The sequence below is a fragment of the Tepidanaerobacter sp. EBM-49 genome (assembly GCF_001896645.1).
GTDB lineage: Bacteria > Bacillota > Thermosediminibacteria > Thermosediminibacterales > Tepidanaerobacteraceae > Tepidanaerobacter > Tepidanaerobacter syntrophicus.
Window position 1 is genome coordinate 131,495 of the sequence record NZ_MPPE01000041.1, and the last position, 26,185, is coordinate 157,679.

Annotated in this window: 25 protein-coding genes; all 25 read right to left on the reverse strand. The window is 36.8% G+C overall.

Annotated elements, in window-relative coordinates:
- Positions 1-16: 16 nt before the first annotated feature.
- The 25 genes from infB to BUE08_RS07520 all read right to left on the reverse strand — a co-directional run bounded on the left by infB (position 17) and on the right by BUE08_RS07520 (position 26,184).
- Positions 17-2,035: a translation initiation factor IF-2 gene (gene infB / locus BUE08_RS07400; protein ID WP_059034088.1), complete on the reverse strand. Its 2,019-nt coding sequence runs from the start codon at positions 2,033-2,035 to the stop codon at positions 17-19.
- Positions 2,036-2,095: 60 nt separating this feature from the next.
- Positions 2,096-2,362 carry an RNase P modulator RnpM gene (gene rnpM / locus BUE08_RS07405; RefSeq protein ID WP_059034090.1) on the reverse strand — a complete coding sequence of 89 codons (267 nt, stop codon included), beginning with the start codon at positions 2,360-2,362 and terminating at the stop codon, positions 2,096-2,098.
- A complete protein-coding gene (gene nusA / locus BUE08_RS07410) occupies positions 2,352-3,425 on the reverse strand; it encodes a transcription termination factor NusA (protein ID WP_059034093.1) in 1,074 nt (357 codons plus the stop codon). The genes rnpM and nusA overlap by 11 nt, the downstream gene beginning before the upstream one ends.
- Positions 3,422-3,895, reverse strand: a complete 474-nt coding sequence (gene rimP, locus BUE08_RS07415) for a ribosome maturation factor RimP (protein ID WP_213951214.1) — start codon at positions 3,893-3,895, stop codon at positions 3,422-3,424. The genes nusA and rimP overlap by 4 nt, the downstream gene beginning before the upstream one ends.
- Positions 3,896-4,027: 132 nt before the next feature.
- On the reverse strand, positions 4,028-8,326 hold the full coding sequence (locus BUE08_RS07420) for a PolC-type DNA polymerase III (protein WP_213951215.1): 4,299 nt from the start codon (positions 8,324-8,326) through the stop codon (positions 4,028-4,030).
- A gap of 18 nt (positions 8,327-8,344) precedes the next feature.
- Complete coding sequence (locus BUE08_RS07425; protein ID WP_286680658.1) at positions 8,345-8,998, reverse strand: glycosyltransferase family 2 protein; 654 nt, start codon at positions 8,996-8,998, stop codon at positions 8,345-8,347.
- Positions 8,999-9,043: 45 nt separating this feature from the next.
- Positions 9,044-10,480: a proline--tRNA ligase gene (proS, locus tag BUE08_RS07430; RefSeq protein WP_286680659.1), complete on the reverse strand. Its 1,437-nt coding sequence runs from the start codon at positions 10,478-10,480 to the stop codon at positions 9,044-9,046.
- 46 nt (positions 10,481-10,526) lie between these two features.
- The gene (ispG, locus tag BUE08_RS07435) at positions 10,527-11,606 is read right to left on the reverse strand and encodes a flavodoxin-dependent (E)-4-hydroxy-3-methylbut-2-enyl-diphosphate synthase (protein WP_213951217.1); all 1,080 of its coding nucleotides are present in this window, start codon (positions 11,604-11,606) and stop codon (positions 10,527-10,529) included.
- A gap of 45 nt (positions 11,607-11,651) precedes the next feature.
- A complete protein-coding gene (rseP, locus tag BUE08_RS07440; RefSeq protein WP_373877521.1) occupies positions 11,652-12,677 on the reverse strand; it encodes an RIP metalloprotease RseP in 1,026 nt (341 codons plus the stop codon).
- A 10-nt stretch (positions 12,678-12,687) separates the two neighbouring features.
- Positions 12,688-13,767: a sporulation integral membrane protein YtvI gene (ytvI, locus tag BUE08_RS07445; protein ID WP_059034104.1), complete on the reverse strand. Its 1,080-nt coding sequence runs from the start codon at positions 13,765-13,767 to the stop codon at positions 12,688-12,690.
- Complete coding sequence (locus tag BUE08_RS07450) at positions 13,767-14,576, reverse strand: phosphatidate cytidylyltransferase (RefSeq protein ID WP_059034106.1); 810 nt, start codon at positions 14,574-14,576, stop codon at positions 13,767-13,769. Before BUE08_RS07450 ends, ytvI begins: the two co-directional genes overlap by 1 nt.
- 13 nt (positions 14,577-14,589) lie before the next feature.
- Positions 14,590-15,339, reverse strand: coding sequence for an undecaprenyl pyrophosphate synthase (gene uppS / locus BUE08_RS07455; RefSeq protein WP_213951286.1), 750 nt, complete (start codon positions 15,337-15,339; stop codon positions 14,590-14,592).
- Positions 15,340-15,421: 82 nt separating this feature from the next.
- The gene (frr, locus tag BUE08_RS07460) at positions 15,422-15,955 is read right to left on the reverse strand and encodes a ribosome recycling factor (RefSeq protein ID WP_059034361.1); all 534 of its coding nucleotides are present in this window, start codon (positions 15,953-15,955) and stop codon (positions 15,422-15,424) included.
- Between the two features lie 30 nt (positions 15,956-15,985).
- Positions 15,986-16,699 carry a UMP kinase gene (pyrH, locus tag BUE08_RS07465; RefSeq protein ID WP_059034109.1) on the reverse strand — a complete coding sequence of 238 codons (714 nt, stop codon included), beginning with the start codon at positions 16,697-16,699 and terminating at the stop codon, positions 15,986-15,988.
- 98 nt (positions 16,700-16,797) lie between these two features.
- On the reverse strand, positions 16,798-17,424 hold the full coding sequence (gene tsf, locus BUE08_RS07470) for a translation elongation factor Ts (protein ID WP_286680660.1): 627 nt from the start codon (positions 17,422-17,424) through the stop codon (positions 16,798-16,800).
- 67 nt (positions 17,425-17,491) lie between these two features.
- Positions 17,492-18,193, reverse strand: coding sequence for a 30S ribosomal protein S2 (gene rpsB, locus BUE08_RS07475; protein ID WP_286680661.1), 702 nt, complete (start codon positions 18,191-18,193; stop codon positions 17,492-17,494).
- A 278-nt stretch (positions 18,194-18,471) separates the two neighbouring features.
- On the reverse strand, positions 18,472-18,768 hold the full coding sequence (locus BUE08_RS07480) for a hypothetical protein (RefSeq protein WP_162781001.1): 297 nt from the start codon (positions 18,766-18,768) through the stop codon (positions 18,472-18,474).
- A gap of 9 nt (positions 18,769-18,777) precedes the next feature.
- Positions 18,778-20,229, reverse strand: a complete 1,452-nt coding sequence (locus BUE08_RS07485) for a flagellar assembly protein A (protein WP_273039499.1) — start codon at positions 20,227-20,229, stop codon at positions 18,778-18,780.
- 18 nt (positions 20,230-20,247) lie between these two features.
- A complete protein-coding gene (locus BUE08_RS07490; protein WP_286680662.1) occupies positions 20,248-20,991 on the reverse strand; it encodes a FliA/WhiG family RNA polymerase sigma factor in 744 nt (247 codons plus the stop codon).
- Between the two features lie 14 nt (positions 20,992-21,005).
- A complete protein-coding gene (locus BUE08_RS07495) occupies positions 21,006-21,470 on the reverse strand; it encodes a chemotaxis protein CheD (RefSeq protein ID WP_353682106.1) in 465 nt (154 codons plus the stop codon).
- Positions 21,457-22,095, reverse strand: a complete 639-nt coding sequence (locus tag BUE08_RS07500) for a chemotaxis protein CheC (protein ID WP_059034121.1) — start codon at positions 22,093-22,095, stop codon at positions 21,457-21,459. The genes BUE08_RS07495 and BUE08_RS07500 overlap by 14 nt, the downstream gene beginning before the upstream one ends.
- A 12-nt stretch (positions 22,096-22,107) precedes the next feature.
- Positions 22,108-22,563, reverse strand: coding sequence for a chemotaxis protein CheW (locus BUE08_RS07505; RefSeq protein ID WP_059034123.1), 456 nt, complete (start codon positions 22,561-22,563; stop codon positions 22,108-22,110).
- A 12-nt stretch (positions 22,564-22,575) separates the two neighbouring features.
- Entirely contained in the window at positions 22,576-24,606 is a 2,031-nt protein-coding gene (locus BUE08_RS07510) for a chemotaxis protein CheA (RefSeq protein ID WP_059034125.1), read from the reverse strand.
- 39 nt (positions 24,607-24,645) lie between these two features.
- Positions 24,646-25,287: a flagellar brake protein gene (locus BUE08_RS07515; RefSeq protein ID WP_286680664.1), complete on the reverse strand. Its 642-nt coding sequence runs from the start codon at positions 25,285-25,287 to the stop codon at positions 24,646-24,648.
- Positions 25,288-26,184, reverse strand: coding sequence for a MinD/ParA family protein (locus tag BUE08_RS07520; protein WP_059034126.1), 897 nt, complete (start codon positions 26,182-26,184; stop codon positions 25,288-25,290). It abuts the gene before it with no gap.
- Between the last annotated feature and the right edge of the window lies 1 nt (position 26,185).

The following is a 26,185-nucleotide window of genomic DNA, read 5'->3' on the forward strand; positions in this document are numbered from 1 at the left end:
ACCTCTAAATACCATATTACTCCTTGACTTGTCTTACTACAAAGGCTTCAAGAATGTCTTGTTCCTTTATATCATTAAATCTTTCAAGAGCTATGCCGCATTCATATCCACTTGCAACCTCGCGAACGTCATCTTTAAAACGTTTTAGTGAAGCTATTTTGCCTTCGTGTATGACTATTCCTTGTCGTATTACCCGGATTTGTGAATTTCTCGTGATTTTTCCATCAGTTACAAAACAGCCGGCAACAGTGCCTACAGAAGGCACTTTAAATAAAGTGCGAACTTCTGCTCTGCCTTGAACGACTTCTTCATATTCCGGCTCAAGCATTCCTTCCATTGCTGCTTGTATGTCATCTACCACATCATAAATAATCCTATAGGTCCTAATATCTATTTGTTCTTTTTCCGCCATTTTTTTAGCGTTGGGATCAGGTCTTACATTAAATCCTATAATAATAGCATTAGACGCTGAGGCAAGCATTACATCGCTTTCAGTGATAGCGCCGACGCCGCCATGGATTATTTTGACTTGAACTTGATCGTTTGAACATTTTTCCAAAGCTTGTTTAATTGCTTCAACTGAGCCCTGGGTGTCAGCTTTTACAATTAAGTTCAGGTCTTTAACTTCGCCTTTTTGCATCTTCTCGAACAACTTATCTAAAGAAATTCGCTGAGGCGTATCATATTCCGGTTCTTTTTGCAGATTTTTTCTCTCATCAGAAATAGACTTTGCTTCTTTTTCGCTGGATACAGCAAGTAAAATATCTCCCGCAGTTGGCACTTCGGATAATCCTAAAACCTCTACAGGTGTTGATGGCCCTGCTGATTTTATTCTTTTTCCATGGGAATCAAATAGTGCCCTGACCTTTCCGTAGGCGGTACCCGCAACTATCCCGTCACCCAACTTTAATGTTCCCCGCTGGACTAAAACAGTTGCAATAGGTCCACGGCCTTTATCCAGCTTAGCTTCTATTATTACACCCCGTGCCCGACAATTGTAATTGGCTTTTAGTTCCTGCATCTCGGCTACAAGCAATATCATTTCTAAAAGCTGTTCAATTCCTATTCTGGCTTTTGCGGAAACATTTACAAAAATCGTATCCCCGCCCCATTCTTCAGGAATCAAGCCGTAATCTGAAAGCTGCTGCTTTATTCTTTCTGGATTTGCGTTAGGTTTATCAATTTTATTTATTGCAACTATAATAGGAATATCAGCTGCTTTTGCATGGTTTAAAGCCTCTACTGTTTGAGGCATAACCCCGTCATCAGCCGCTACCACTAAAATTGCTATATCTGTAACTTTAGCTCCTCTTGCGCGCATAGCTGTAAATGCTTCATGTCCCGGGGTGTCCAAAAATACAATTTTTTTGCCGTTTACCTCTACTTCTGAAGCACCGATATGTTGAGTGATGCCTCCGGCTTCTTGCTGCGTAACATTTGTCTGCCTTATTGCATCAAGCAAAGAAGTCTTTCCATGATCTACATGGCCCATTACTGTCACAACAGGTGGACGAGGTTTCAGGTCTTTAGGATCATCAACTTCTTCAAGCATAAACTCTTCATTATCTTGTTTTTCTTCAACTATATCAACATCAAATTCATTTGCAATTTTTTTCGCAGATTCAAAATCTATTTCTGCGTTAATGTTAACCATAAGGCCGTAATTCATCAGCCTTTTAATTATTTTTACAGGTTCTATTCCGAGTAAAGCGCCTAAATCCTTTACACTTATTTTGCTCGGTACTGTAATTGTTTTTTGTTTATCCTCTGCTTTTTCATTCTTAGCAGTTAGGACCTTTTTCTCCTCTTTATCAGCCGGCTCTGCTTTTTTGTCATCAGAAGCTTGAGCGGCTTTCTTTTTATTGCTTTTACCAGATTCTTCTTCAATCAATTCAGTTACTAGCTTTGCTATATCATCATCAATTGTACTCATGTGATTTTTTACAACTACATCCAAATCTTCTAGGGTTTCAATCAGCTTTTTGCTTGAAATTCCTAGTTCTTTTGCTAATTCATATACGCGCAGTTTCGTCAATATACCCCACCTCCGTTAAAGGATTCTTTAATACTAATAGAGAAAAAAGATTATAATATTTCATAAATTCGATAACTCCTCTTTAATCTTCGAAACAATTTCTTTAGTCACATTGATGTCTAATGCTTTAGAAAGCTGATTTTCTTTCATAGAGGCCTCTATACACTTATCGTTTTTGCAAACGTAGGCACCTCGGCCGGACTTTTTGCCCGTAGGATCTATTTCTACATTATTGTCAGGGGTTTTAACTATTCTAATCAATTCATTTTTTGGTTTCATTTCTCTGCATCCGATGCACATGCGCATTGGTATCTTCTTACGTTTCATCTTCATCCCCTCTCTTATCCTCGGCCGGCTTCGATTTTTCATCATCGCTCTTGATATCTATTTTCCAACCGGTAAGTTTTGCTGCAAGCCTAGCATTTTGGCCTTCTTTGCCGATAGCAAGCGACAGCTGATTTTCTGATACGGTAACTCGTGCTGTTTTATTGTGTTCTTCGATAATTACATTCAAGACTTTAGCAGGACTTAGAGCATTCGAGATAAAAATCGCAGGATCCTTGTCCCACTTGATTATATCAATTTTTTCACCGTGCAGCTCATCTACAACAGATTGAACTCTAGAACCTTTCGGTCCGACACAAGCGCCTACCGGATCTACGTTCTCATCTTTTGAATACACAGCTATTTTAGTTCTTGAACCAGCTTCCCGCGCTATTCCTTTAATTTCCACAATACCTTCGTAGATTTCGGGCACTTCAAGCTCAAACAGCCTTTTTACAAGGCCAGGGTGGGAGCGAGAAACAGTTATTAGCGGACCTTTTGTAGTTTTCTTAACTTCTAAAATATAGACTTTGATTCTGCTGCCCGGGACATATTCTTCAAAACTTATTTGCTCTGTTGCCGGAAGAATAGCTTCAATTTTACCAAGATCAATTATAACATTTTTTTTATCAAATCTTTGAATTATGCCTGTGACTATATCCGTTTCTCTGCCGGCGTACTCCTCGAATATTAAATCCCTTTCAGCTTCCCGTATTCTCTGCATTACAACTTGTTTTGCAGTTTGCGCGGCGATTCTGCCAAATTTTTTCGGGGTTACCTCTATAGAGACAATATCACCTATTTTTGCAGTAGGGTTAATTTCTCGTGCTTCTTCTATACTGATTTCCAAAAGTTCGTCCTTAACATCGTCTGTTACTATTTTCTTCGAAAATACTTTAACCTCTCCGGTGTCTCTATCGATATTGACGGCTACATTTTGAGAAGAACCGTAATTTTTTTTGTAAGCTGATATAAGAGATGCCTCAAGCGCATCTAGCAATATGTCCTTGGAGATTCCTTTTTCTTTTTCGATTTGTACCAAAGCTTCGATAAATTCTGTATTCATTCTTGCTCCTCATTCCATTCAAATTTAAGTTTTGCTGCCGATATTTTGTCTTTCGGAATTGAATAAGTTTTCCCATCCTCGATGGTGACGGTATCATTTGAATAATTTTTTAGGATCCCTGTAAAATTCTTTTTGCCGTCTATCTTTTCAAAAGTCTTAATTTCTACCATAGAGCCGATATATTTTATAAAATCTTTATCTTTTTTAAGGGGTCTTTCAACACCCGGAGATGATACCTCTAAAAAATAGCTGTAGGGTATTGGGTCCATTTCGTCCAGCATCTTACTGAGCTCCATGCTTACCAACTGACAATCATCAAGAGTTACTCCTCCAGGTTTATCAATATAATACCTTAAATACCAGTTTCCAGATTCCTTTACAAATTCCATATCAACCAACTCAAATCCCTTATTGTCAGCTACTAAATTTCCAATGTCCAGCAGCTTCTTAAAAATTTTTTCATTCAGCATAAAAACCACTCCTAAATCTAAAACGATAAATATAATATTAAAGAGTGGGAATTTACCCACTCTAAGTTTCTGCCCGTTAAAATGTCTGCTTGTCACGGTATAATTATACCACAGGATATCGATGAATGCAACTTAAAACAAGCTTATTTGGTCCGTTTCCTGTAAATTAGCCAGCACCCCGTTTTGTCTTAAAATCTGAACAACATTTTTTGTTATTCTCGCCCTTCGCTGAAGATCATCTATTGATGTAAATCTTCCTTTTCGCCTCTCTCTTTCTATATTTTGCGCTGCAGTAATTCCTAAGCCTTGCAGTGATTTTAAAGGCGGCAGTATTCCGGCTTCTGTTATTTTAAATCTCTTTACATCCGACTTATATAGATCTATCTGAGCAAATTGTATACCTCGTGCATACATTTCATTTGCAACTTCTAAAATCGTAAAGAGGTTTTTCTCTTTTGCTGTTGCTTCCTTTTCGTTTCTCTCAATTTCAGCCATCTTTTCTCTGATTTTCTTAGGACCCTGTAATATAAGTTCAGCATCAAAATCATCTGCTTTAACGGTAAAATAAGTAGCATAAAATGCCTCGGGGTAATGCACTTTAAAATAGGCTATCCTAAATGCCATTATTACATATGCAACGGCATGGGCCTTAGGAAAAAGGTACCTTATCTTCTTACAAGAGTCAATAAACCAGCTATTTACATTTTTATTTTCACTTAAAATTTTTTCATATTCGGGCTTTAAGCCTCTCCCTTTTCTTACGTCTTCCATAATACTAAAGGCGATTTTTGCATTAACGCCATTATTGATTAAGTAAATCATTATGTCGTCTCTTGTAGCAATTACATCCTTTAAAGTGGCTATCCGGCTTTTTATTATATTTTGTGCGTTATTTAGCCACACATCTGTGCCGTGGGACAATCCGCTTATTCGCACCAATTCAGAAAAAGTTGTCGGCCTGGTATCTTCTAACATTTGTCTTACAAACTTAGTGCCGAATTCCGGTACCCCTAAAGTTCCCACAGTAGTTCCTAAAACCTTTGGATCTAGGCCTAGTGACTCTAAGGAAGAAAATATTTTTAAAGTTGCAGGATCATCAAGAGGAATCTTGCGCACATTTATGCCTGTTTCTTCTTCGAGCATTTTAATTACCGTAGGATCATCATGGCCCAGTAAATCAAGCTTTAAAAGTCTGTCGCTTATAGAATGATATTCAAAGTGAGTTGTAATGACCCCCGACCCCTTATCGTCTGCAGGATGTTGAATCGGTGTAAATTCAAAAATCTCCTTGTCTTTTGGAACTACTATAATTCCTCCGGGATGTTGGCCGGTTGTTCTTTTGACGCCTGTAATTCCTTCTGAAAGCCTTGTTAACTCAATATTAGGCAGCTGAACATTTTTTTCTTCCAGATAAGCCCTTACAAAGCCAAAAGCAGTTTTTTGTGCAACTGTTGAGATCGTGCCTGCCCTAAAAACATGATGTTCACCGAATAACTCTTCTACATATTTATGCGCCTTTGACTGATACTCTCCGGAAAAGTTCAAATCTATGTCGGGAATTTTATCGCCTTCAAAGCCCATAAAAACTTCGAAGGGGATGTTAAAACCTTCTTTTCTCATAGGCGTTCCACATTTAGGACAATTAATATCAGGTAAGTCAGGACCTGTTATGTCATTTTTATCTTCTTCAAAGATCGACAGCTTGCATTTTGGACATATATAGTGAGGGGGCAGGGGGTTTACCTCGGTAATTTGGCACATGGTCGCAACCAAAGAGGAACCTACAGAACCTCTTGAGCCCACAAGATAACCATCTTCCATGGATTTTTTCACTAATTTGTGCGCAATAAGATATATCACAGCATAGCCGTTATTGACTATTGAATCTAATTCATGCTTTAGCCGATCTTCGACAATTTGCGGCAATTCTTCGCCATAAATTTGCTTTGCTTGCCGATAAGTCATTTCTATTATTTCTTCTTCAGCGCCATCTATTTTAGGCGGATAAAGACCCTCAGGAAAAGGAACTATATCATCTGCAATCTCATTAGCTATAATATTTGGATTTTCAACAACTACTTCGTAGGCTGTTTTCTCCCCTAAGTATTGGCATTCATTTAGCATTTCATCCGTAGTGCGTAAATACAGTTTTGATTCTTTATCAGCATCTTGAAAACCCTGAGCATTTAAGAGAATTTTTCTAAATATCTCATCTTGCGGATTTAAAAAGTGCACATCACCTGTCATGACAACAGGTTTATTTAATTTTTTCCCAAGATCGCATATTGCTCGGTTTATATTTTCTAATCTTTCTATTCCACTTACATATTCTCCGTCAATTAAAAACATATTATTTTGGAGAGGCTGAATCTCTAAAAAATCATAGAACTCAGCTATTCTTTCGATTTTAGCAGGATCATCGAAATGAAGCAGAGATTGATAAAGTTCACCTGCCTGACATCCACTTCCAATTATTAACCCATCTCGATAACGCTTGAGTAACGATTTTGGTATTCGGGGATGTCTGTAAAAAAAGTTCAAATGAGACATAGAGACAAGTCGATATAAATTTTTTAAGCCTTCATTGCTTTTTACTTGAATAATTGCATGATATGAGCTTAGGGTTACCGTTCCCTTTTGCAGCTTATAAATATCATTTATCTTTGAAAGATTATTTATACCGGCTTCATTCACCCGACCCAGCAGTTCTTTTAATATGAGAGCTGCTGTGTTTGCATCATCGACTGCTCTATGATGAGAGCCCATCCCTATATTAAGATCCTTTGCGATGGTATCAAGTCTATGGTTTTTTAATTTTGAAAGGATAATCCTGGCAAGAGCTAGAGTATCCAATACACCGTTCTTAAAAGATAGTCCGAGTCTTTCGGCATCTCTGCGGATAAATCCAGAGTCAAAATCGGCATTATGGGCTACAAAAACTGCATTACCGAGAAAATCTATAAATTGAGGCAAAACTTTTTCTATAGGCTCTGCAGACTCTAACATTTCGTTGGTAATACCTGTTAAATTTACAATATTTGGCGGAACCGGATGCTTCGGCTTAACAAATGAACTGAACCTGTCGATGATTTCATTATTAATAACTTTAACCGCTCCGATTTCTATTATTTCGTCTCCGTCAAAGCAAAGACCGGTTGTTTCGATATCGGTAACAACAAAAACCGTATCCTTTATCATTTTATCCGGAGGTTGAGCCATAACCGGGTTTTCATCATCAAATATATAGGCTTCTACTCCGTAAATCGGCTTTATGCCAAGCTTTTTCGAAACAGAATATACTTCAGGAAAGGACTGAAGTACTCCGTGATCTGTAAAAGCAACTGCCTTATGTCCCCATTTTTTGACTGTTTTTAATACCGATTCCGGAGAACATAAGGCATCCATAGAACTATACCGTGTATGTAAGTGTAATTCCACTCTCTTTTCAGGGCTCGTATCTACTCTTTCAGGTTTATCGTCAATATTAATATCAAGTGGGACTAGTTCATGCTCTTGAGTATATTTGCTAATTTCAATCTTGCCTCTTACCTTAACCCACATACCCTCTTTAATGGCCTGCTCTAAAGATTTTTGCTTCTCGGACAGAAAAATCTTTACCGGAATTGAGCCTGTATAATCAGTTAATCCAAAGGTAAGAAGAAGTGTCCTATTTCTAAGCTCTCGCTTTTCAATATTAAAGATTTCTCCCATAAAGGTTATATTACTATTTTCAGTAATATTTTCGCCTATAGGAATCGGCCTTTCTTCGATTTTTTTACCCAGTAAAATAGATGAATATTGACCTGTTACCCCGTTAGAAACTAAATCAACTGATGATTTTTCATAGCCGCTTCTTTCACTATTCTGCCTTAAGATTGATTCGATTATTTCTTTTTCTTCTTCATTTATATCATATGTATCTTTTTTTCTACCATTAGATGGAATTTCTTTGAAAGAAACCTTTAATGGAATACCAGAATTTGCAAGGTAATGCTCTATCAATGAAGAAACCTTGCGTTCTTTTAAAAATTCAGCACCACCGGGTTCTACATAAATATTTATTCGCTTTTCGTCTAATTCCCAATAACTGTCCAATAGCCACATTTGCGCCGCAGGAGCTTTGAGAAAAACGCGCTCTAACAATTTATCCCATATCTTTGTAATAAGTATTTGGAACTTATTTTGGGAATTAAGTTTAGTAAAACCAAGTTCTATTTTGCCAGTAGCTGGCAAATGTTTGAATATTAGTTGTTTGAGTTTTGATAATATGCTTTCAGTTAGTTCTGATTCTGCAAGTATAGACAATTTTAGGTCCTTATTTTCCTTAGAAACTGTTACATTTTCTAACAATATGTTATCAAGCAGTTTTTTTTCTTCAAAATTAAAAATGTCTAAATCCTGCTCGGTAAATATATTCTTAATTTTAATCATGCCACGATCCTTCTTATTCTATGAAGATGCATTTTCGTTTATTTTAAATTTTACAACACTGGTCATTATGTCAAAGTACATCTTCATTCTCGACAAAAAGCCTATTACTAAACCTCTTTTCTCTTCTTTCATAACATGTGTAAGATTTGAAAGATAAACTTGCTTAACATTTATTTTTTCTTTCGCAGCCACTAGAGTTAGCGCCATTTCTATGCCATAATCTTGCACATTGTGTTTTTCAAGCTTGCAAAAAAGCGTTCGCTTTACACCTCTCTGGCCGGAAAGAAATGGGGCAATTTTTTGAGCAAAATCTGTTGCACCTCTGCCGAACTTAAATATGCCTATGGTCATATCGGCCTGGCCATCTGCTACCGGCCAAATGAGCTGAGTTATATGTTCGCGCTTAAGTCCTATTAAATCTGCGTCAAGCATTAAAATAATGTCAGCATCAGTACTTTTTACTCCTAATAGTACCGCATTTGTTTTTCCTTGATTTTTCTCAAGTTCGATTACGATAGTTCTATACGTTTTTGCTATTTTTGCAGTATTATCGCTTGAGCCGTCACTTATAACAATAACTTCATCTATTAGCTCATGGGCGCATAGCGGCTCTAGAACACCGCCTATTGTTTTTTCTTCATTATAAGCGGGTATTACAGCAGCGATCTTCATATATAATACCACCTTTTTAAAGTGTTTGAACCCGTAAATTAAATCCTAATAAGATTTTGCAAAATAAGCAGTTGTGTTAGATTCTTTTCCACATATTATGCACTTACCGGTATTGAGCTCCTCTGAAAACGGAATGCATCTTAAGGTTGCTCCCGTTTGCTCCTTTATATGTTTTTCGCAATCAGGGCTGCCGCACCAGTGAGATTTTATAAAGCCGCGTTTTGCTTCTATGATTTCTCTAAATTCTTCAAAGTTGTCAGTTTCTCTAATGTTATCGTCCATGAATTTTTTAGCCTGCAAGAACATGTTGTTTTGTATGTCATCCAGTAATTCTTTTAATCGAGAAAGCAGCTCTGATTCATCAACAAAGTATTTTTCTCCGGTATCTCTTCTTACAAGAACTACCTGATGTTTTTGAATATCTTTAGGCCCTATTTCGATGCGCACCGGTACCCCGCGCATTTCCCATTCATTAAATTTCCATCCGGGAGTATATTCATCTCGGCTGTCTATTTCAATTCTTATGTCGTCTTTCAGTTGAGCTAAAATCTCGTCAGCTTTAGCAAGCACTGTTTCTTTTTGCTTGCCTAAAATAGGTACGAGAATTGCTTGAATAGGAGCTATAACAGGCGGCAATTTTAGGCCGCGATCATCGCCGTGAACCATAACAATGGCTCCTATCAGCCTAGTAGTAACACCCCAGGAGGTCTGCCATACATATTTTAGCTGACCATCTGTATCTAAATAAGTTATATCATATGCTTTTGCAAAATGCTGTCCAAGATTATGGGAAGTTCCTGCCTGAAGCGCTCTACCGTCTCCCATGAGAGCTTCAATGGTATAAGTTTTTAATGCCCCTGCAAATTTTTCACTCTCGGATTTTACTCCTTTTATAACCGGCAGGGATAAATCTTTTTCCACAAGATCTTGATATATATCAAGTATTCTTAAAGTCTCTTCTTCTGCTTCTGTATCGGTGCGATGAGCTGTATGGCCTTCTTGCCAAAGAAATTCAGCAGTGCGCAAAAATGGTTTTGTGCTTTTTTCCCAGCGGACCACATTGCACCACTGATTTATAAGTACCGGCAAGTCTCTCCACGACTTTATCCATTTGGAATACATATTGCATATTATCGTTTCAGAAGTGGGTCTTACAGCTAAACGTTCAGCTAATTCTTCATCGCCTCCATGAGTCACCCACGCCACTTCCGGAGCGAAACCCTCCACATGCTCACTTTCTTTTTGCAAAAGGGATTCTGGTATAAATAAAGGGAAATAAGCATTTTTATGTCCAGTAGCCTTTAAACGGCCATCTAAAAGCTTTTGTATATTTTCCCACAAAGCATAACCATAAGGCCTTATAACCATGCAACCTCGGACGGGGGAATAATCTGCCAATTCGGTTTTAAGTATGACATCTACATACCATTGCGAAAAATCTTCGGTTTTCGATGTAATCTCTTTTACAAAATCATTTTCCATAATTATAAAGTATTTCCTCCTTCAATTATCCTACGTTGTATCACATTCATGAATTAATAATATCATATATTTCATGCATAAGTTCTGAAACTGCATCTTCCTCCGGCACAGTTTTTATTATCTCACCTTTTTTAAATATTGCAACCCTTTTTTTACCTCCTGCAATCCCTATATCAGCTTCCTTCGCTTCGCCCGGCCCGTTTACTATGCAACCCATAACCGCAACTTTCAGAGGCTGTTTAATAGAAGATAATTGTTCCTCTACTTTTTTTGCTATATTAATTAAGTCAATCTCTGTTCTAGCACATGTAGGGCAAGATATTAATGTTACTCCATACTCCTTTAAATTCAGACTTTTTAATATTTCAATACCGACCCTAACCTCGTCCAAAGGCTCACCGGTCAAAGATACTCGTATAGTATCGCCAATTCCTTCGTATAATAAAACTCCTAAACCTATTGCAGATTTTACAGTGCCTGCCATAAAAGTTCCTGCCTCTGTAATACCTAAATGAAGAGGATAATCGGTTTTATCGGCTATCATTTCATAAGCCATGATGCCGGATATAACATCAGAAGATTTTAGCGAAAGAACTATATCGCTAAAATTCATATCTTCAAGAATATTAATATGCCTTAGAGCACTTTCGACCATTGCTTCAGCGCTTGGCCTGCCGTATTTTTGAATTAAGTCTTTTTCTACAGAGCCGGAATTAATCCCTATTCTTATCGGAATTTTGTAATCTTTTGCATAATCCACAACTTGTTTTATTTTATCCTTACTGCCAATGTTGCCGGGATTTATACGTATTGCATCTGCCCCGTACTTAATAGATTCAATAGCAAGTCTGTGGTCAAATTGAATATCGGCCACAATAGGTATATGAATTTGACTTTTTATCTTAGAAATCGCAATTGCGCTATCTTCATCTGGAACTGCAACACGGATTATATCACAACCGGCATCTTCAAGCTTTAATATTTGAGATACAGTATTTTCTATATCATATGTCTTTGTATTGGTCATAGACTGAACACTTATAGGAGAGTCACCGCCAACTGCTGTGTTACCTACTGTAATCTTTCTCGTCTTACGCCTTTTTTTTATGCCGTATTTTTCCTCCATAGCCTAATCAAAACTTCCTTTCCTATTCCTATGATAATATAAGGTTTACTTTATCCACTTGATTAAATCGAGCTTACTAATGTCTTTAAACAAAACTATTATCATAAAAATCATCAAAATTACAAAACCTATAAAATGTATAAATCCCTCTTTTTCTAAATCTATCGGCTTGCCTCTTAAAATTTCTAATATAATAAATACGCATCTGCCGCCGTCAAGGGCAGGAATAGGAAAAATATTAAATAGTCCCAGATTTATACTTATGAGAGCCGCAATGTACATAACCTGAAAAATTCCATTCTTCGCAGCTTCTTCTACTATTTGGAAGATACCAACAGGCCCTACCACGTCAACCGCTGCTTTACCTGTTAACATCTGAGCTAGACCGACTAATATCATTTTAGTTATCCAAAAGGTTTTCTGAATTCCAAATTGAAGACTGCGGCTCAAAGAGTGCTTTACAACAACTGTTTTAATCCCTATTATACCTCTTTTTGTGTCGGGATCTTCTTTTGCCGTTACATTATATGTTATAAGGGTATTGTTTCTAGAGACTGTTATTTCTACTTGTTCTTTTGGCCTATTGCTTATTCTATCGACTACATCTTCCCATGAATTTACTTTAATGCCGTCAACAGCATAAATTACGTCTCCGTCGCGTATCCCGGCTTCTGCAGCAGGCTCGCCGGGAATGACAGTAACCTGCGTTGTTGCAATTCCTGAAGAAAAACTTATAGCAGAAAGCAAGATAGCGGCAATAAGAAAATTCATTAGGGGGCCTGCCAAAATAACAGCTAATCTTGTAAGTGGCGGCTTATTGTTGAAAGCGCGGGGGTCGCTGGTGGCAGCATCTTCGCCTTCCATTTTAACATAGCCGCCCAAAGGCAATAATCTTATGAAGTAATCAGTCTCTTTACCTTTAATTTTCAAAATTTGAGGTCCGAATCCCATACTGAATTCGTTGACCTTTATACCTGAAAGCTTTGCAACTATAAAGTGTCCAAATTCATGAAAAAAAATTATCGCTCCCAGAACTATTATTGTCGGAATAAGAGTTAACAATATTTCCACCTTCTGAAACTTAAACTTTTTTTGTAGACTTATTTAATGGAGGTATTATCCCTGAATGAATCAATGCTCTTACTACTACTACAACAAGAGGGCCTATAAACAAGCCTATCCAGCCCAAAAATTCTATACCAAAATATATGGAAATTAAAGTTAGCATAGGGTCAACATTCAGGTTTTGTCCTATAATTTTTGCTTGCAGGACCTGCCTCGTTCCAAGTACCACAATATATAATATAAGCAAGCTTACAGCAAAACCTATTTTATTTACTATCACTGAAAAAATTATCCATGGTATAAATATCAAGCTTGGTCCAAATATAGGTACAAGGTCTAATAGCCCACAAATCAATCCTAAAATCAGCGCATAGTCCACCTTTAAAATGTAAAAACCCGCAATAGTGATTATAGTAGAAATCATGACTAGTATTATCTGCGCTTTTATCAAACGAAAAAACGATAAAATAATCTCAATTTGTACAGAACGCACCCTTTCCTGAATTTGCTCAGGAAAAAGATTCTTTATTGATTCAATAATTTTATTTTTGTCTTTGGTAAGAAAATAAGTAAACAAAAATACAAAAATTATTACGAAGAAAATATTAATAAATAAATTTGGAACAAGCCATATCTTATCAACTAAGAAACTGTAGTACTCAGATATTTTGTTAGTGATCATTAATAATATTTGATCTACATTAGCCTTTAAATAAGTTATGACTTCATCGGGTATACTTGATGAAAACTTACCTATGGATTGTAATATTTTATCAAAGATCGAATTGAAATATTCCCGCTGCATAGGCAGTAAATTTATCAGCCGCGCAAGCTCGAAAACAAAACGTGCAGCCATTACAAATAAAAGATAGCCTAATCCACAGAATAAAAGAGTAAGAAAGATTATCGTAACTACTCCCCGAGAAAAACCTGTCTTTTTTTCAACAAAACTCACCGGTGTATCAATTATTATAGCAAAAATTACAGCAATAACTAAAGGAAGTAAGTGCCTGAAAGATAAGATAATCAAAAACGCGCTTATTATTACAGCTAAAATCAGCATGATTATAGGCGCATACGGACTTTTTGTTTTCATCAAAAACCACCCTTTTGAAGTATGAACAAAATATAAATATATGCTACGGGAAAGGAAAACAGGGCACTGTCAAGTCTATCAAGCACTCCACCGTGACCGGGAATTATATTGGAAAAATCCTTTAAATTGCAATAGCGCTTAATTAAGGAAGCTGCCAGATCACCGGCTTGCGAGAAAAGTGAGATCAAAAAGCCCAATGCAATTACGTAAACCATAGCTGCTTCGGGTATAAAATACTTAGCAAAAATGGCACACGCAAGCACACTAAATAAAATGCCACCCATACTTCCTTCTAAAGTTTTTTTTGGACTAATAGTAGGGGCTAACAGTCTTTTTCCAAACACAATTCCTATAAAAAATGCACCAGTATCACATGCCCAGATTGTAATGAATATCCACCAAGTAAGAATTGTTCCATTCGGAAGATTTCTAACTAAAATAATACACATAAACAAAAAGGATGTATATGCAAAAGAAAAAATACTAAAAACAGAATCAGTCAAAGACTTTTTATTATTGTTGAGCAGATTATATAGAAATGTTATAATAATAATCAAAATTATAGCAAAATACGCCAAAATAAAATCAAAGTCTACCGAAAAATTAGCAAAATAAAGTAATATTGCGGCTACAGCAGCATCTAAAACAAGATTTATGCTGATGCCTTTTTGTTTAAAGGCATTGCTTAGCTCATAAAGTGCGCATAAGTTTAATATATAGATGCCAAGATAAAATATCCAGTTGCCTGTATTTATTATGTATCCTAAAAGCAGTATTCCAATAACAGCGCTGATAATTCTTGTAAGCATTAATCCACCCGCTTTACTTTTTTAAACCCCCAAATCTTCGTTCTCGCGTTTGGTAATCATAAATTGCACAAATCAGATCTTCTTCTTTAAAGTCAGGCCAATATGTTTGGGTAAACCATAATTCCGAGTAAGCAATTTGCCATAATAAAAAGTTGCTTATTCTCAGTTCTCCACTTGGCCTTATCAGCAAATCCGGATCCGGAAGTCCATATGTGTATAAATATTGCTCAAACAATTTCTCATCAATCTTATCAATGCATAAATCTCCATTTAAAACATCAGTGCATATATTTTTACAGGCAAATAGGATTTCGCTGCGTCCTCCATAGTTTAAAGCTATATTTAAAATTAGGCCTGAATTATTTTGAGTTTTTATCATGCTCTTTCTTATCTGATCAGCAATTTTTTCAGGTAGTTCTTCCCAATTTCCGCTTATTACTATTTTAACATTATTTTTATGGAGGGCATCTACCTCTTTTTTAAAATAATAGAGCAGTAGATTCATTAGTGAGCTTACTTCTTCAATGGGCCTTTTCCAATTCTCTGTAGAAAATGCAAAAACAGTTAATACTTTAATTTTAAGTTTTGAGCAAGATTCCACAATACTTTTTAGGGTTTCTGCGCCCGCCCAATGGCCAGCTATCCTTGGAAGCCCGTTTTTTTGCGCCCACCTGCCGTTTCCATCCATAATAATTGCTATATGCTGTGGCATTTTATCGGGTGATAGTTTTTTTATATTATTTAACGTTTCTTTCACGGATATACGCCCCCAGTTTGTGCAAAAAGATCCCCTCTCCGGCGAGGGGATCGCAGATTAAATATTTAGCCTCGGCTGGAATCAAGTTTTACACTTCCATTATATCAGTTTCTTTAGCTGCTAGCATCTTGTCTACTTCTTCTATGTATTTATCGGTTAATTTTTGGATTTCTTCCTGAGAACGCTTCAACTCATCTTCAGAAATTTCTCCACTTTTTTCCATTTTCTTCAAATTTTCATTGTATTCACGGCGAATATTTCTTATAGATACTCTAGCTTCTTCGGCCTTTTTCTTGGCCAATTTTAAAAGTTCCTGCCTTCTTTCTGAAGTAAGTTCAGGCAAAACAAGCCTTATAACTTTACCATCGTTATTCGGGGTAAGTCGAAGATCTGATTTTAAAATTGCCTTTTCTATGACTCCAAGCATTTTAATATCCCAAGGTTGTATCACTATCATCTTTGGTTCCGGAACGCTTATTGAAGCGATCTGATTTATCGGAACCGGCGAACCGTAGTAATCTACATATATCTTGTCTAAAAGTGAAGCCGACGCCCTGCCGGTTCGTATAACGACAAATTCCGATTTTAACTTTGACAGCACTTCCTTCATTTCTTTTTCCATTTCCGTATATATGCTCTTATCCAAGCAAAATCAACTCCCTTTTACTGTTGTTCCTATATTCTCCCCCATTATTACTTTTTTTATATTTCCCGGCGTATTAATGCCGAAGACAATAATAGGTATCTTATTGTCCATGCACAGCGAAGTTGCTGTAGAATCCATGACTCCCAAACTTTTGTTTAAAACATCAATATAGTCAAGCGAAGTAAATTTTTGCGCTGTAGGATTTATTACAGGATCTGAATCATATACGCCGTCAACTTTTTTTGCCAGAAGAATAACTTCTGCATCGATTTCAGCCGCTCTTAAGGCTGCAGCAGTATCTGTAGAAAAAAACGGATTTCCCGTGCCTGCGGCAAATATAACAACTCGCCCTTTTTCCAAATGCCTGATTGCTTTGCGGCGAATATAAGGTTCTGCAATTTCTCGCATTTCTATAGCGGTCTGGACCCTGGTTTGAACTTCTCTGTTTTCCAATGCGTCTTGCAGTGCAAGAGCATTAATAACGGTAGCCAGCATCCCCATATAATCCGCCGTTGCTCTATCCATTTCTTTATAATCTCTACCTCTCCATATATTACCACCACCCACTACGATTGCAATTTCTACATTAAGGTCATGAATTTCCTTGATTTGATCTGCAATCGAATTTAGTGTATCCTGATCTATGCCAAAACCCTTGTTACCGGCTAATGCCTCTCCACTTATTTTTAATACAACTCTCTTGTAAATTGGTTTTTGCATTAAAAACCCTCTCTTTACTAAAATAATTCTCTATTTAATTGGTAAAATCCTCTTTTTTAAAAAAGAGACACTTAAAAAATAGTGTCTCTTTTTGCTGTTTAACTGCAGCAGCATCCACTCTCGGTGTTTCCCAGTGTTTCTCCTTTTTCGAATCTTACAAAACGGCTAATAACTATATTCTCACCGAGTAATGCAATTTTTTCCGTTAACAGCTGTGAAATGTTTTTATCAGGATCTTTAATAAAAGGTTGTTCCAAAAGACAATTTTCTTCGTAAAACTTTTCAAGTTTTCCATCGACAATTTTATCAACTATATTCTCGGGCTTGCCTTCGTTTAAAGCTTGTGTCCTAAATATTTCTCGTTCTTGATTAATTACATCAGCAGGAACCATATCCCTTGAAAGATATTTAGGATTTGAAGCAGCTACCTGCATCGCAATGTCTTTTGCAAACCTTCTAAATTCTTCGTTTCTTGCAACAAAGTCAGTCTCACAGTTAACCTCTACCAAAACTCCAATTCTTCCGTCGCCATGGACATATGCTTCTATAACACCTTCGGTGGCTACTCTGCTTTGCTTCTTTGCAGCTTTAGCCAAGCCTCTTTCCCTCAAAATTACTATAGCCTTCTCTATATCTCCGTCTGCTTCGGTTAATGCATTCTTACAGTCCATAATTCCTGCGCCTGTCTTTTCGCGCAGCTCTTTAACCTGTTGTGGAGTAATCATAAAGCACAAACCTCCTCATTTTTGAAATAAAAGGTAAGGGTAGTTAACGCCCTTACCTAAAGTGTGTTCATTCAGCCGCTAACTGTTCTCCCTGTCTACCCTCGATTACAGCATTGGCAATCTTTTCTGTTATCAATTTAACAGCTCTTATAGCATCGTCGTTTCCGGGTATTACATAATCTATCTCGTCTGGATCACAGTTTGTATCGACAATTGCGATTAATGGTATTTGCAGTTTTCTCGCTTCCTGAACGGCTATCCGTTCCTTTCTGGGATCAACAACAAAAACTGCTTGGGGGAGTTCTGTCATATTTTTTATACCGCTTAAGTTCTTCTCTAATCTTTCCTTTTCATGACGTAAATTAATTACTTCTTTTTTTGGAAGAACTTCAAAAACTCCTTCTTCCTCCATTTTCTCTAGCTCATGGAGCCTATCAATTCTTTTACGGATAGTCTTGAAGTTTGTAAGCATTCCGCCGAGCCAACGCTGATTGACATAGTACATTCCACATCTTTCGGCTTCTTCTTTAATAGATTCTTGGGCCTGTTTTTTTGTGCCCACGAATAAAATGGTGCCGCCCTCTGCGGAAATATTTTTTACAAACTCGTAAGCTTCCTCCATTTTCTTTACCGTTTTTTGAAGGTCTATGATATATATTCCATTTCTTTCGGTAAAGATGTATTCCTTCATTTTGGGGTTCCATCTTCTTGTTTGATGCCCAAAATGAACTCCCGCTTCTAATAGTTGTTTCATTGAAATAATTGACATTTTTTCACCTCCCGGTTTTATTCCTCTACCGGCTTCATTGATCAAAGGAACCTAAAAGGTACCGCCTTTGAAAATCCACCGATATGTGTATTTTTACCGTGTGTTAGTATACCATAAAAGCTTCATCAGCGCAAGGACCTAAAACTAAAATTTTTATGTGATTTTATCTCTTTTCTCCGATTAACTGTAACTTGCAAAATGTTTATTGTAATAAAAAAACGCCGTATATTCGGCGAATAAATATTGGGCAGCATGATTTTACGAAAATTTACCAAGTACTAAATCCTTACATCAAGATGACGATTAAGTTTTTTATTAGCTTCTTTCGTTTCTTCCTTTTTCTTTTTGCCTTTCGAACTACCTTTTTGGTTACTTCGTTGCTCTTGTCGAAACTCTGCCTTTTCGATCTGGTCTCGTTCAGTGATTTTTTGTCTTTTAGTTTTAATCTGTTCTTGAAATCCTGCGGCAAGAATAGCCTTGTTGTCATCAATATTTTCATTTATAACATTTTGTACTTTTGCAATTTCTGTAGCTTTTGGTACAATCATCTGCATATCTATCGGTTTTATCGCCATTATAAACACCTAACCTTCATAAGGTCCAAATTTTATTTGGCCTCCATAATTGTAAAAGGTTACATGGTCAATTTTATCTCTAATTTTTAAACTGGCATTGCCAATAATTATATTCACGCCTGCATAGCATACATCAGAAGCAGATATGCTCGCTTTATCTGAATATGAAATTGCAAGGTCGAGATTTTCTTTTTCAATCAAAAGCTCTGATTTTTCTTCAACTAATACATCTTTAGTGCTAAGAAGTTTTTCAAGGAGGGTTTCTTTTTCGGGTGAAAGCTGATCTGCTTCCTTGAGTTTTTCCAGCACCGGCACAGCCTGTTCAATTTTATGCAAATCTGATTCGATTGCATGAAGCTTATTACATATTTCTTGATATTTGAGCTTTAAGGACGGGTTCATGCCTACCTCGAGTTCTGTATAGGTGCACATTGGAGAACCTATTGTTTTGGCAACAATTTTTTCTCCTGCCCTTGCAACACCCCCTACTATCAGACCCTTTTTCCCTTTTGCCGTTATATTTTTGCCGGCCGAAAGAGAGCTGTGCATAGATGCATCTAAAATCTCAATATTTTCCCCAGCTTCAGCAGTTGCATTTTCTATGTATCTTGCTGTAATTGAGCCATTGGCTTTCAAATATCCCTTTCCCTGTCCCTGCACTCCTCTTTTTATTATAATATTGCCCTCTGATTCGATCTCGGCTGCCTCGACTATTCCGTTTATCTCTATATCTCCTGCAGATTTAATGCTAAAACCGCTTTTTACATTCCCAAATACAGTTATGCTCCCTAAAAAATCAATATTTCCCGTTGCAGGCCCTACATCACCTTTTATTTCTAAAACAGGTAAAACACTTATTTTGTTACCGCTAATAATAGGCTGGCCGTCTATGTTCGCAAAAAGTTTCTTCTTATCATCTGACATTACTACATTTTTGCCTATAATAATTCTTGCTTCTCTTCCGTTTTTCGCCTTAACAGGCTTGCCCTTTACAGTTTTGCCCGGCGTCCCTTTTGTTGGTGGAAATATTTCTGCAATCAACTGGCCTTTCTTAACATTGATTATGATGTCAAGATTATAATAATCAACGGTACCATCGGCAAGTATTTTGGGTTTTGCTTCTTGTTTAAGATCAAAATGGTATTTCACATAGCCATCCTTGCCATCAACGGGCGCAGTGCCTGACGCTATCTTGATAGGCTTGTTCAAAATTCTTTTTGTAAGTATTTCTTTAATTAAATCATAATTTAGCCCATAAGTTATATTTTTTGCATCTAGCTCTTTCAAAACGGTATCAAAGTCAGGCAAATTTTCGGTGCCTCTTGGCGAAATTATACACAGCGTAGCTTCCATTTCATCTTTACTTATATCTATTTCTATTTTTGCGTCATTTTCTGTATTATTTTTGCTATCTTCAGAAACATTTGCTTCTTCTAATTTTTTATTGTCATCAGCCCCCACTATCCAACACTCCTTTGATTATGAAACTTTTTTTCGACTCAGATGGCCCCGCAATCTAAGTATAGCCTTTGTATGAAGCTGAGATATCCTTCCTTGAGAAAGTTCCATAACTTCCGCAATCTCTTTAAAATTTAAATCTTCATAGTAATAAAGAGTTATTACTAGCTTTTCTTGCTGCGGAAGTTTGTTAATTGCATTTGCGAGTATTCTCTTGGTTTCCTCCCTTTCCGCTTGAATATCGGGCCGCTGAAAATGATTTTTTTCTATATCTTCGTCTGAAATTATTAAGTCGTCAAGAGACAGGGCATAACCGACTTTAGATATCTCATTATAAATTTCGTCAAGTTCCCTTTTGGTTATACCAAGATATTCACATATATCACTGTCGTCAGCGGAACGCCCTAAGATTTGTTCTAATTCTGAAAAAGTGTTTTGGATCGTTTTTGCCTTTTTTCTCGTTTCTTGTGGCACTCCATCTATTTTTCTCAATTCATCTATTATTGAACCTTTTATTCTTGCATATGCGTAAGTTTCAAATTTGACGCCTTTATTTACATCGTATCTTTCAATTGCCTGGATAAGACCGAATACGCCGTAGCTGATAAGATCTTCGTATTCCAAATACGGAGGTAAATTTATATTTAACCTGTTTACTATGTGTTTTACTAATGGAAGATACTTTTCAATCAGCTGTTCTTTGATATATTTGTCCTTTGTAGCACTGTAATTTTGCCACAGCTTTTCGGTATTTTGAATTTGCATTCCTACACCCCAGATTATAAAATCCTTGTACCATGTCCGATGGTTCTGACCGCTAGTCTGCCGTCTTCGCAAAAAAACTCTATCGTACGGCCGTAATTACCTTCTACGTCTTCGGCAACTATTCGGATATTGAGTTGGTTTAATTTATTTCTTACCGCTTCAACATTTCTCTTTCCGATTTGCATAATATTATTTTCAGACTTTATTTGAAACATTTGAGCTCCACCGGCGATTTTGCTTACCATGCGATTTTTACTAGCACCTAGCTTCAGCATTTCTTCAATCAGCACATCAATGGCTGTGTCTGCAAATTTTCCCGGATTGTAATCTTTTTTGCCGCTAAGAGTGCTGTCGGGCAACATTACATGGGCAAGACCTCCAACTTTTGTTAAGTTGTCATACAGCGTTACTCCGACGCAAGAGCCAAGACCCAATGTGATTAAACTGTAAGGAGACTTTGCAGCTTTATATTCTGCCATTCCTACTCTGATTGATGTGTTCAACGGTATTCACTCCAATAGCTTTTAAAAGTAACTGTAACGACTTGTCGTCCGGGATTAGGAAATAATGTAGCCTGATGCCATCCAAACCTTCCGTAAATTCGGTGTCAATTAAAAATGCAGTATCTCCTATATATCCATAAAGACTTAGCGGAAAACTTATAATTGCTCCAGCCATATCAAAAGCAAAGCTTGGAACCGAAATTTTTAAAGAGAGCTTTGTAAAATCTGACAAAGCAGTAACATATGAGCTTCCCACAATATTTCCCAGTTCCAATAAGGCGGATTTTTCCATTTCTGAAAAATCCATACCATTCTCTCGTTTTGCGTTCAGTAAGATTTCCGTAAGATGGTATGCATCAATTTCAGGAATCACTATTAAAATATTTCCTTCTATATCTCCGCTTATTCTCATAAAAATTCCTGCAACAAGCTTTTCCGGTCCGCCAACAGATTGAGAAACTTCATCAAAAGGGATAATCTTTATCTGCGGAACTTTTATTGTAATTTTTTTGCAAAGAAGCATAGATAGGGCTGTAGCTGCATTACCTGCGCCTATATTTCCTATTTCTCGCAATGCATCCATCTCTAAATCAGAATACATTTTTAACCACCTTCACATTTGAGCAAGCTGATTTATTTCTTGAGGCTTTAGCAATTTAGCAACATTAAGTAGGATTAATAATCTGCCGTCAATTTTACCTACACCGTCAAGATAATTAGCATCAATACCGCCTATAATAGGTGGCGCAGGTTCAATATCATCTTGAGAAAGTTGGATTACCTCTGTAGCTGCGTCTACTATCATTCCCACAGTTATATCGTCGATTGAAGCTATTATTATTCTTGTGCTATCTGTCACTTCACCGGGAGGGAGGTCAAATCTTTTTTTAAGATCTATAACCGGGACTATTTCTCCTCTAAGATTTATGACTCCTTCCACAAAATCCGGCGTTTTAGGCACTCTAGTTATAGGCATCATTCTCTCGATAGTTTTTACTTGCAGTATATCAATTCCGTATTCCTCGTCGCTTAATTTAAATTCTACAAATTGCCGAATATCCTCTGCCATAAAAATCCTCCTTTAAACTAATTTGTTAACATCTAAAATTAAAGCCACTTCACCATCGCCAAGTATTGTAGCTCCGGCAATAAATTTAATATCCTTTAAAAAGTTACCCAGTGTTTTAATCACTATTTCCTGCTGGCCAAGAAGCTCATCCACCGCAAGGCCTATATCTTTTTCTCCTTTTTTTACAACTACTAATGTCATTTCATTATAATCAGAATCACTTTTAACATCTAAGACTCTGTTAAGCCTTATTACAGGAATTACATTGCCTCTTAAAATAGTGACTTCGGTTTTTTGAACCTTTTTAATTTCTTCTTTTGAAACAATAACAGTCTCCTTAATCGAGCTCAGCGGGATAGCATATTTTTCACTTCCAACCATAACCATAAGAGCCTGAATAATAGCTAATGTAAGAGGCAGGCGTATTGAAAATATAGTTCCTGCATCCTTTTTACTCGTAACATCAATAGAGCCGCCCAATGACTCAATTTTAGTCTTTACCACGTCAAGACCTACCCCACGGCCTGAAATATCTGTAACCTCAGCTTTCGTGCTGAACCCCGGTTCGAAAAGAAATGAGGTTATTTCATGCTCTTTAAGGCTCTTTGCCTGTTCTTTGTCAATTAATCCCCTCTCAACAGCTTTTTTTACTACACCATCTAAATCAATGCCTTTACCATCGTCAGATACTTCTATAACTACATTATTTCCGTCGTGATAAGCTTTTAACTTAATTGTTCCATGGGCAGGCTTTCCTTTTTCAATTCTTTCCTTTGGATTTTCTATACCGTGGTCTGCTGCATTTCGAATCAGGTGTATTAGCGGATCTCCGATCTCGTCTATTATAGTTCTATCTAATTCGGTGTCAGCCCCCTCGACCACAAGATCGATTTCTTTAGAAAGCTCTCGAGACAAATCGTGAACCACCCTGGGAAATCTATTGAACACATTTTCTATGGGAACCATTCTTGCTTTCATTACAGCATCGTGGAGGCTTGATGTTATACGTTCAAGATATTCTATGGCTTCACGCTGCTTTGCTTGGTAATCCTTTTCGCCCTTATTAATATCGTCTAGACGTGTTTTTATTATAATAAGCTCGCTGACCAAATTCATTAGCGTATCTAAACGTTCTATATCTACCCTTAAAGTTTTCCCTGTTTTTTTAAACGTATTTACGCTTGTAGTCCTGTTTAAAGCATCGTTCTGCGATTCCGAAGTTTGCGCAGTATCTTTATCATCTGGCTTGTAATTAAAGGAACTGGTTTCCTTAACTGATATTGACTCTTGTACAATCGGTTCTATTACAACACTTTCTAATTCCGAAACAGTGTCCAATGCTTTATATATTTCCTCTTTACCTTGAGATGTTACCAGGTACATGGTAAACTCATTGTCGAATTTTTCGTCTTCAATATCTTGGGCTATTGGCTCAGTTTTAATTATTTCTCCAAAGGCTTCCAGCGTTTTAAATACTAAAAATGCCCTTGCTGATTTAAGTAAACATTCATCAGCTAATCTAACAACTATCTGCCAGACATTAAGTCCTTTATCAAGCGCATGAGTTACTAACCGGCCTTCATACTCATTAAAACTGTGCACCGCAATATTTCCTGCGGATATCTCTTCGGCCGCGTCTTTATTGTTAGTATTATTGCTTAAAAATTCATTATTTCGCGCTTTTAAACTATTTATAAGTGCTTGGATGTCGCGCTGGCTTTCTTCACCATTGAGTTCTATGTCATTTACCAACTCTTCTAAAATATCTACACATCTTAATAAAGTATCGATTATTTGTGGTGTCACAGTTAACTGATGGTTTCGCAGCTCTTGAAGCAAATCTTCCATTTCATGGGTCAGCTCTGAAAGCTGCGTAAAGCCCATGGTACCTGACATGCCTTTCAAGGTATGAGCTGATCTAAATATTTCGTCTATAACCTCTTGCGCCGGATTATTTTCCAATTCTAAAAGGTATGTATTAAGACTTGCAATATGTTCTTTGGCTTCCTCTAAAAATACATCCAAATATTGATTATTATTCATTTTTTTCACCTCGACAGTTGATTACTGACCGAATAAGCACTATTTGATTCCCTTTCTTATAAGCTTTCTTTGTGTAGAAAAGATAAATTTAGCTATAGTATCTTGCGCATACTCATCGATTTCTGTAAACTGGGCTGCTATATCGTATTTATGTGAGTGCTGAGCTTGATAATTTTTTTCTGTGCGGACTATTATTGCTCTAAGCCATAAATCATCTAAAATTTCCGGAATCATTATTTCGATCAAAGTTCCTTCTTTTATAAACAGTGAACTGGAAAATTTTGCGCCGCCTGCACTTATATCCTTTGTATATACCTTTATCGGGTTTTGGCAATCAGGTAATTTTATATAAGCTTTTAAAGCGATATTTAGCCGGAAATAATTTCGCTTTTGCTTTTTACAAGGCTCTCCAACCGGCTTTACAATTATGACAGGAATCGGTTCATATTGTTTACCTTCGACTAAACCTTCCATACAGTAAAAAGAAGTTTTTGAAGGAAAATATATGTTTATTTTTTCGCCTTTTTCTATATAATATATTCTTCCCTGCTTCATGGGCATTCCTAAAATTATATGATCGGTTAGAACATCTTCAACTTTTGATGGAAAAAAATGTTCTGCGTCGTTATTAAAGATTCCTAAAGTCACCTTCATTCCTATGTCTAAGTAGCATTTCTCCAATCAGATAACCCCCGTATTGGCTTTGATTATAGATACAAGCCTTGTAAACCAACTATTAAGCGTTACATTTGTCTTAGGTAATAGCGGCTCGCCATATACCAGTTTTCTGCCAATGTCCATTAGACACTTTGATGCCAGGCTGTTTGGGTAATTTACAAAAAATGCAACTTGCTCCATATTTGCTTTATGAACTGTCTCGTCTTCTAAAACAAAACCCAGATAATTCAGCTGCATGTTTAAGAATTTTTTGGCTGACCTTGACAGCTTTTCCATTGTTCGATTTGCTTCTTTGTAATTGTCGGCTTTGTTAACTACTACATGAATTTTATCGCAAAACTCTCGCGAAATTTTAATTATGGCATAAGCATCAGCCAATGCCCCGGGTTCCGGAGTTGTAATGACTATCGTTTCGTTTGAAGATGTAATAAAGCTTGTTACATTTTTTGAGATGCCGGCGCTTGTATCAATTATAATTATATCAAAGTCATCGGCTAAGGTATTGAAACTATTAATTAGTAATTTAATATCAGAATTGCTAATATTTGCAAGTTCATATAGGCCGGAAGCTCCCGGCAGTATTGATATTCCCAAAGGACCTTCCAAAATTATATCGCGAATACTTTTTCCAATAGACAATATATGAGAAAGGTTGTACTCAGGGAACAAGCCTAACAGGACGTCTATATTTGCAAGGCCCAAGTCTGCGTCAATTAGTAAAACCTTTTTCCCTAAACTTTGCATGGCAAGACCTAAATTAACTGACAAATTAGTTTTACCGACTCCGCCTTTACCACTTGTTACACAATATACTTTAAGATTTTTTCCATCGCCGGAGATGTCGCTTATTGAATTCTTTTCCGCAACTATTTTTCTCAATTTTGAAGTTTGTTCGTACATC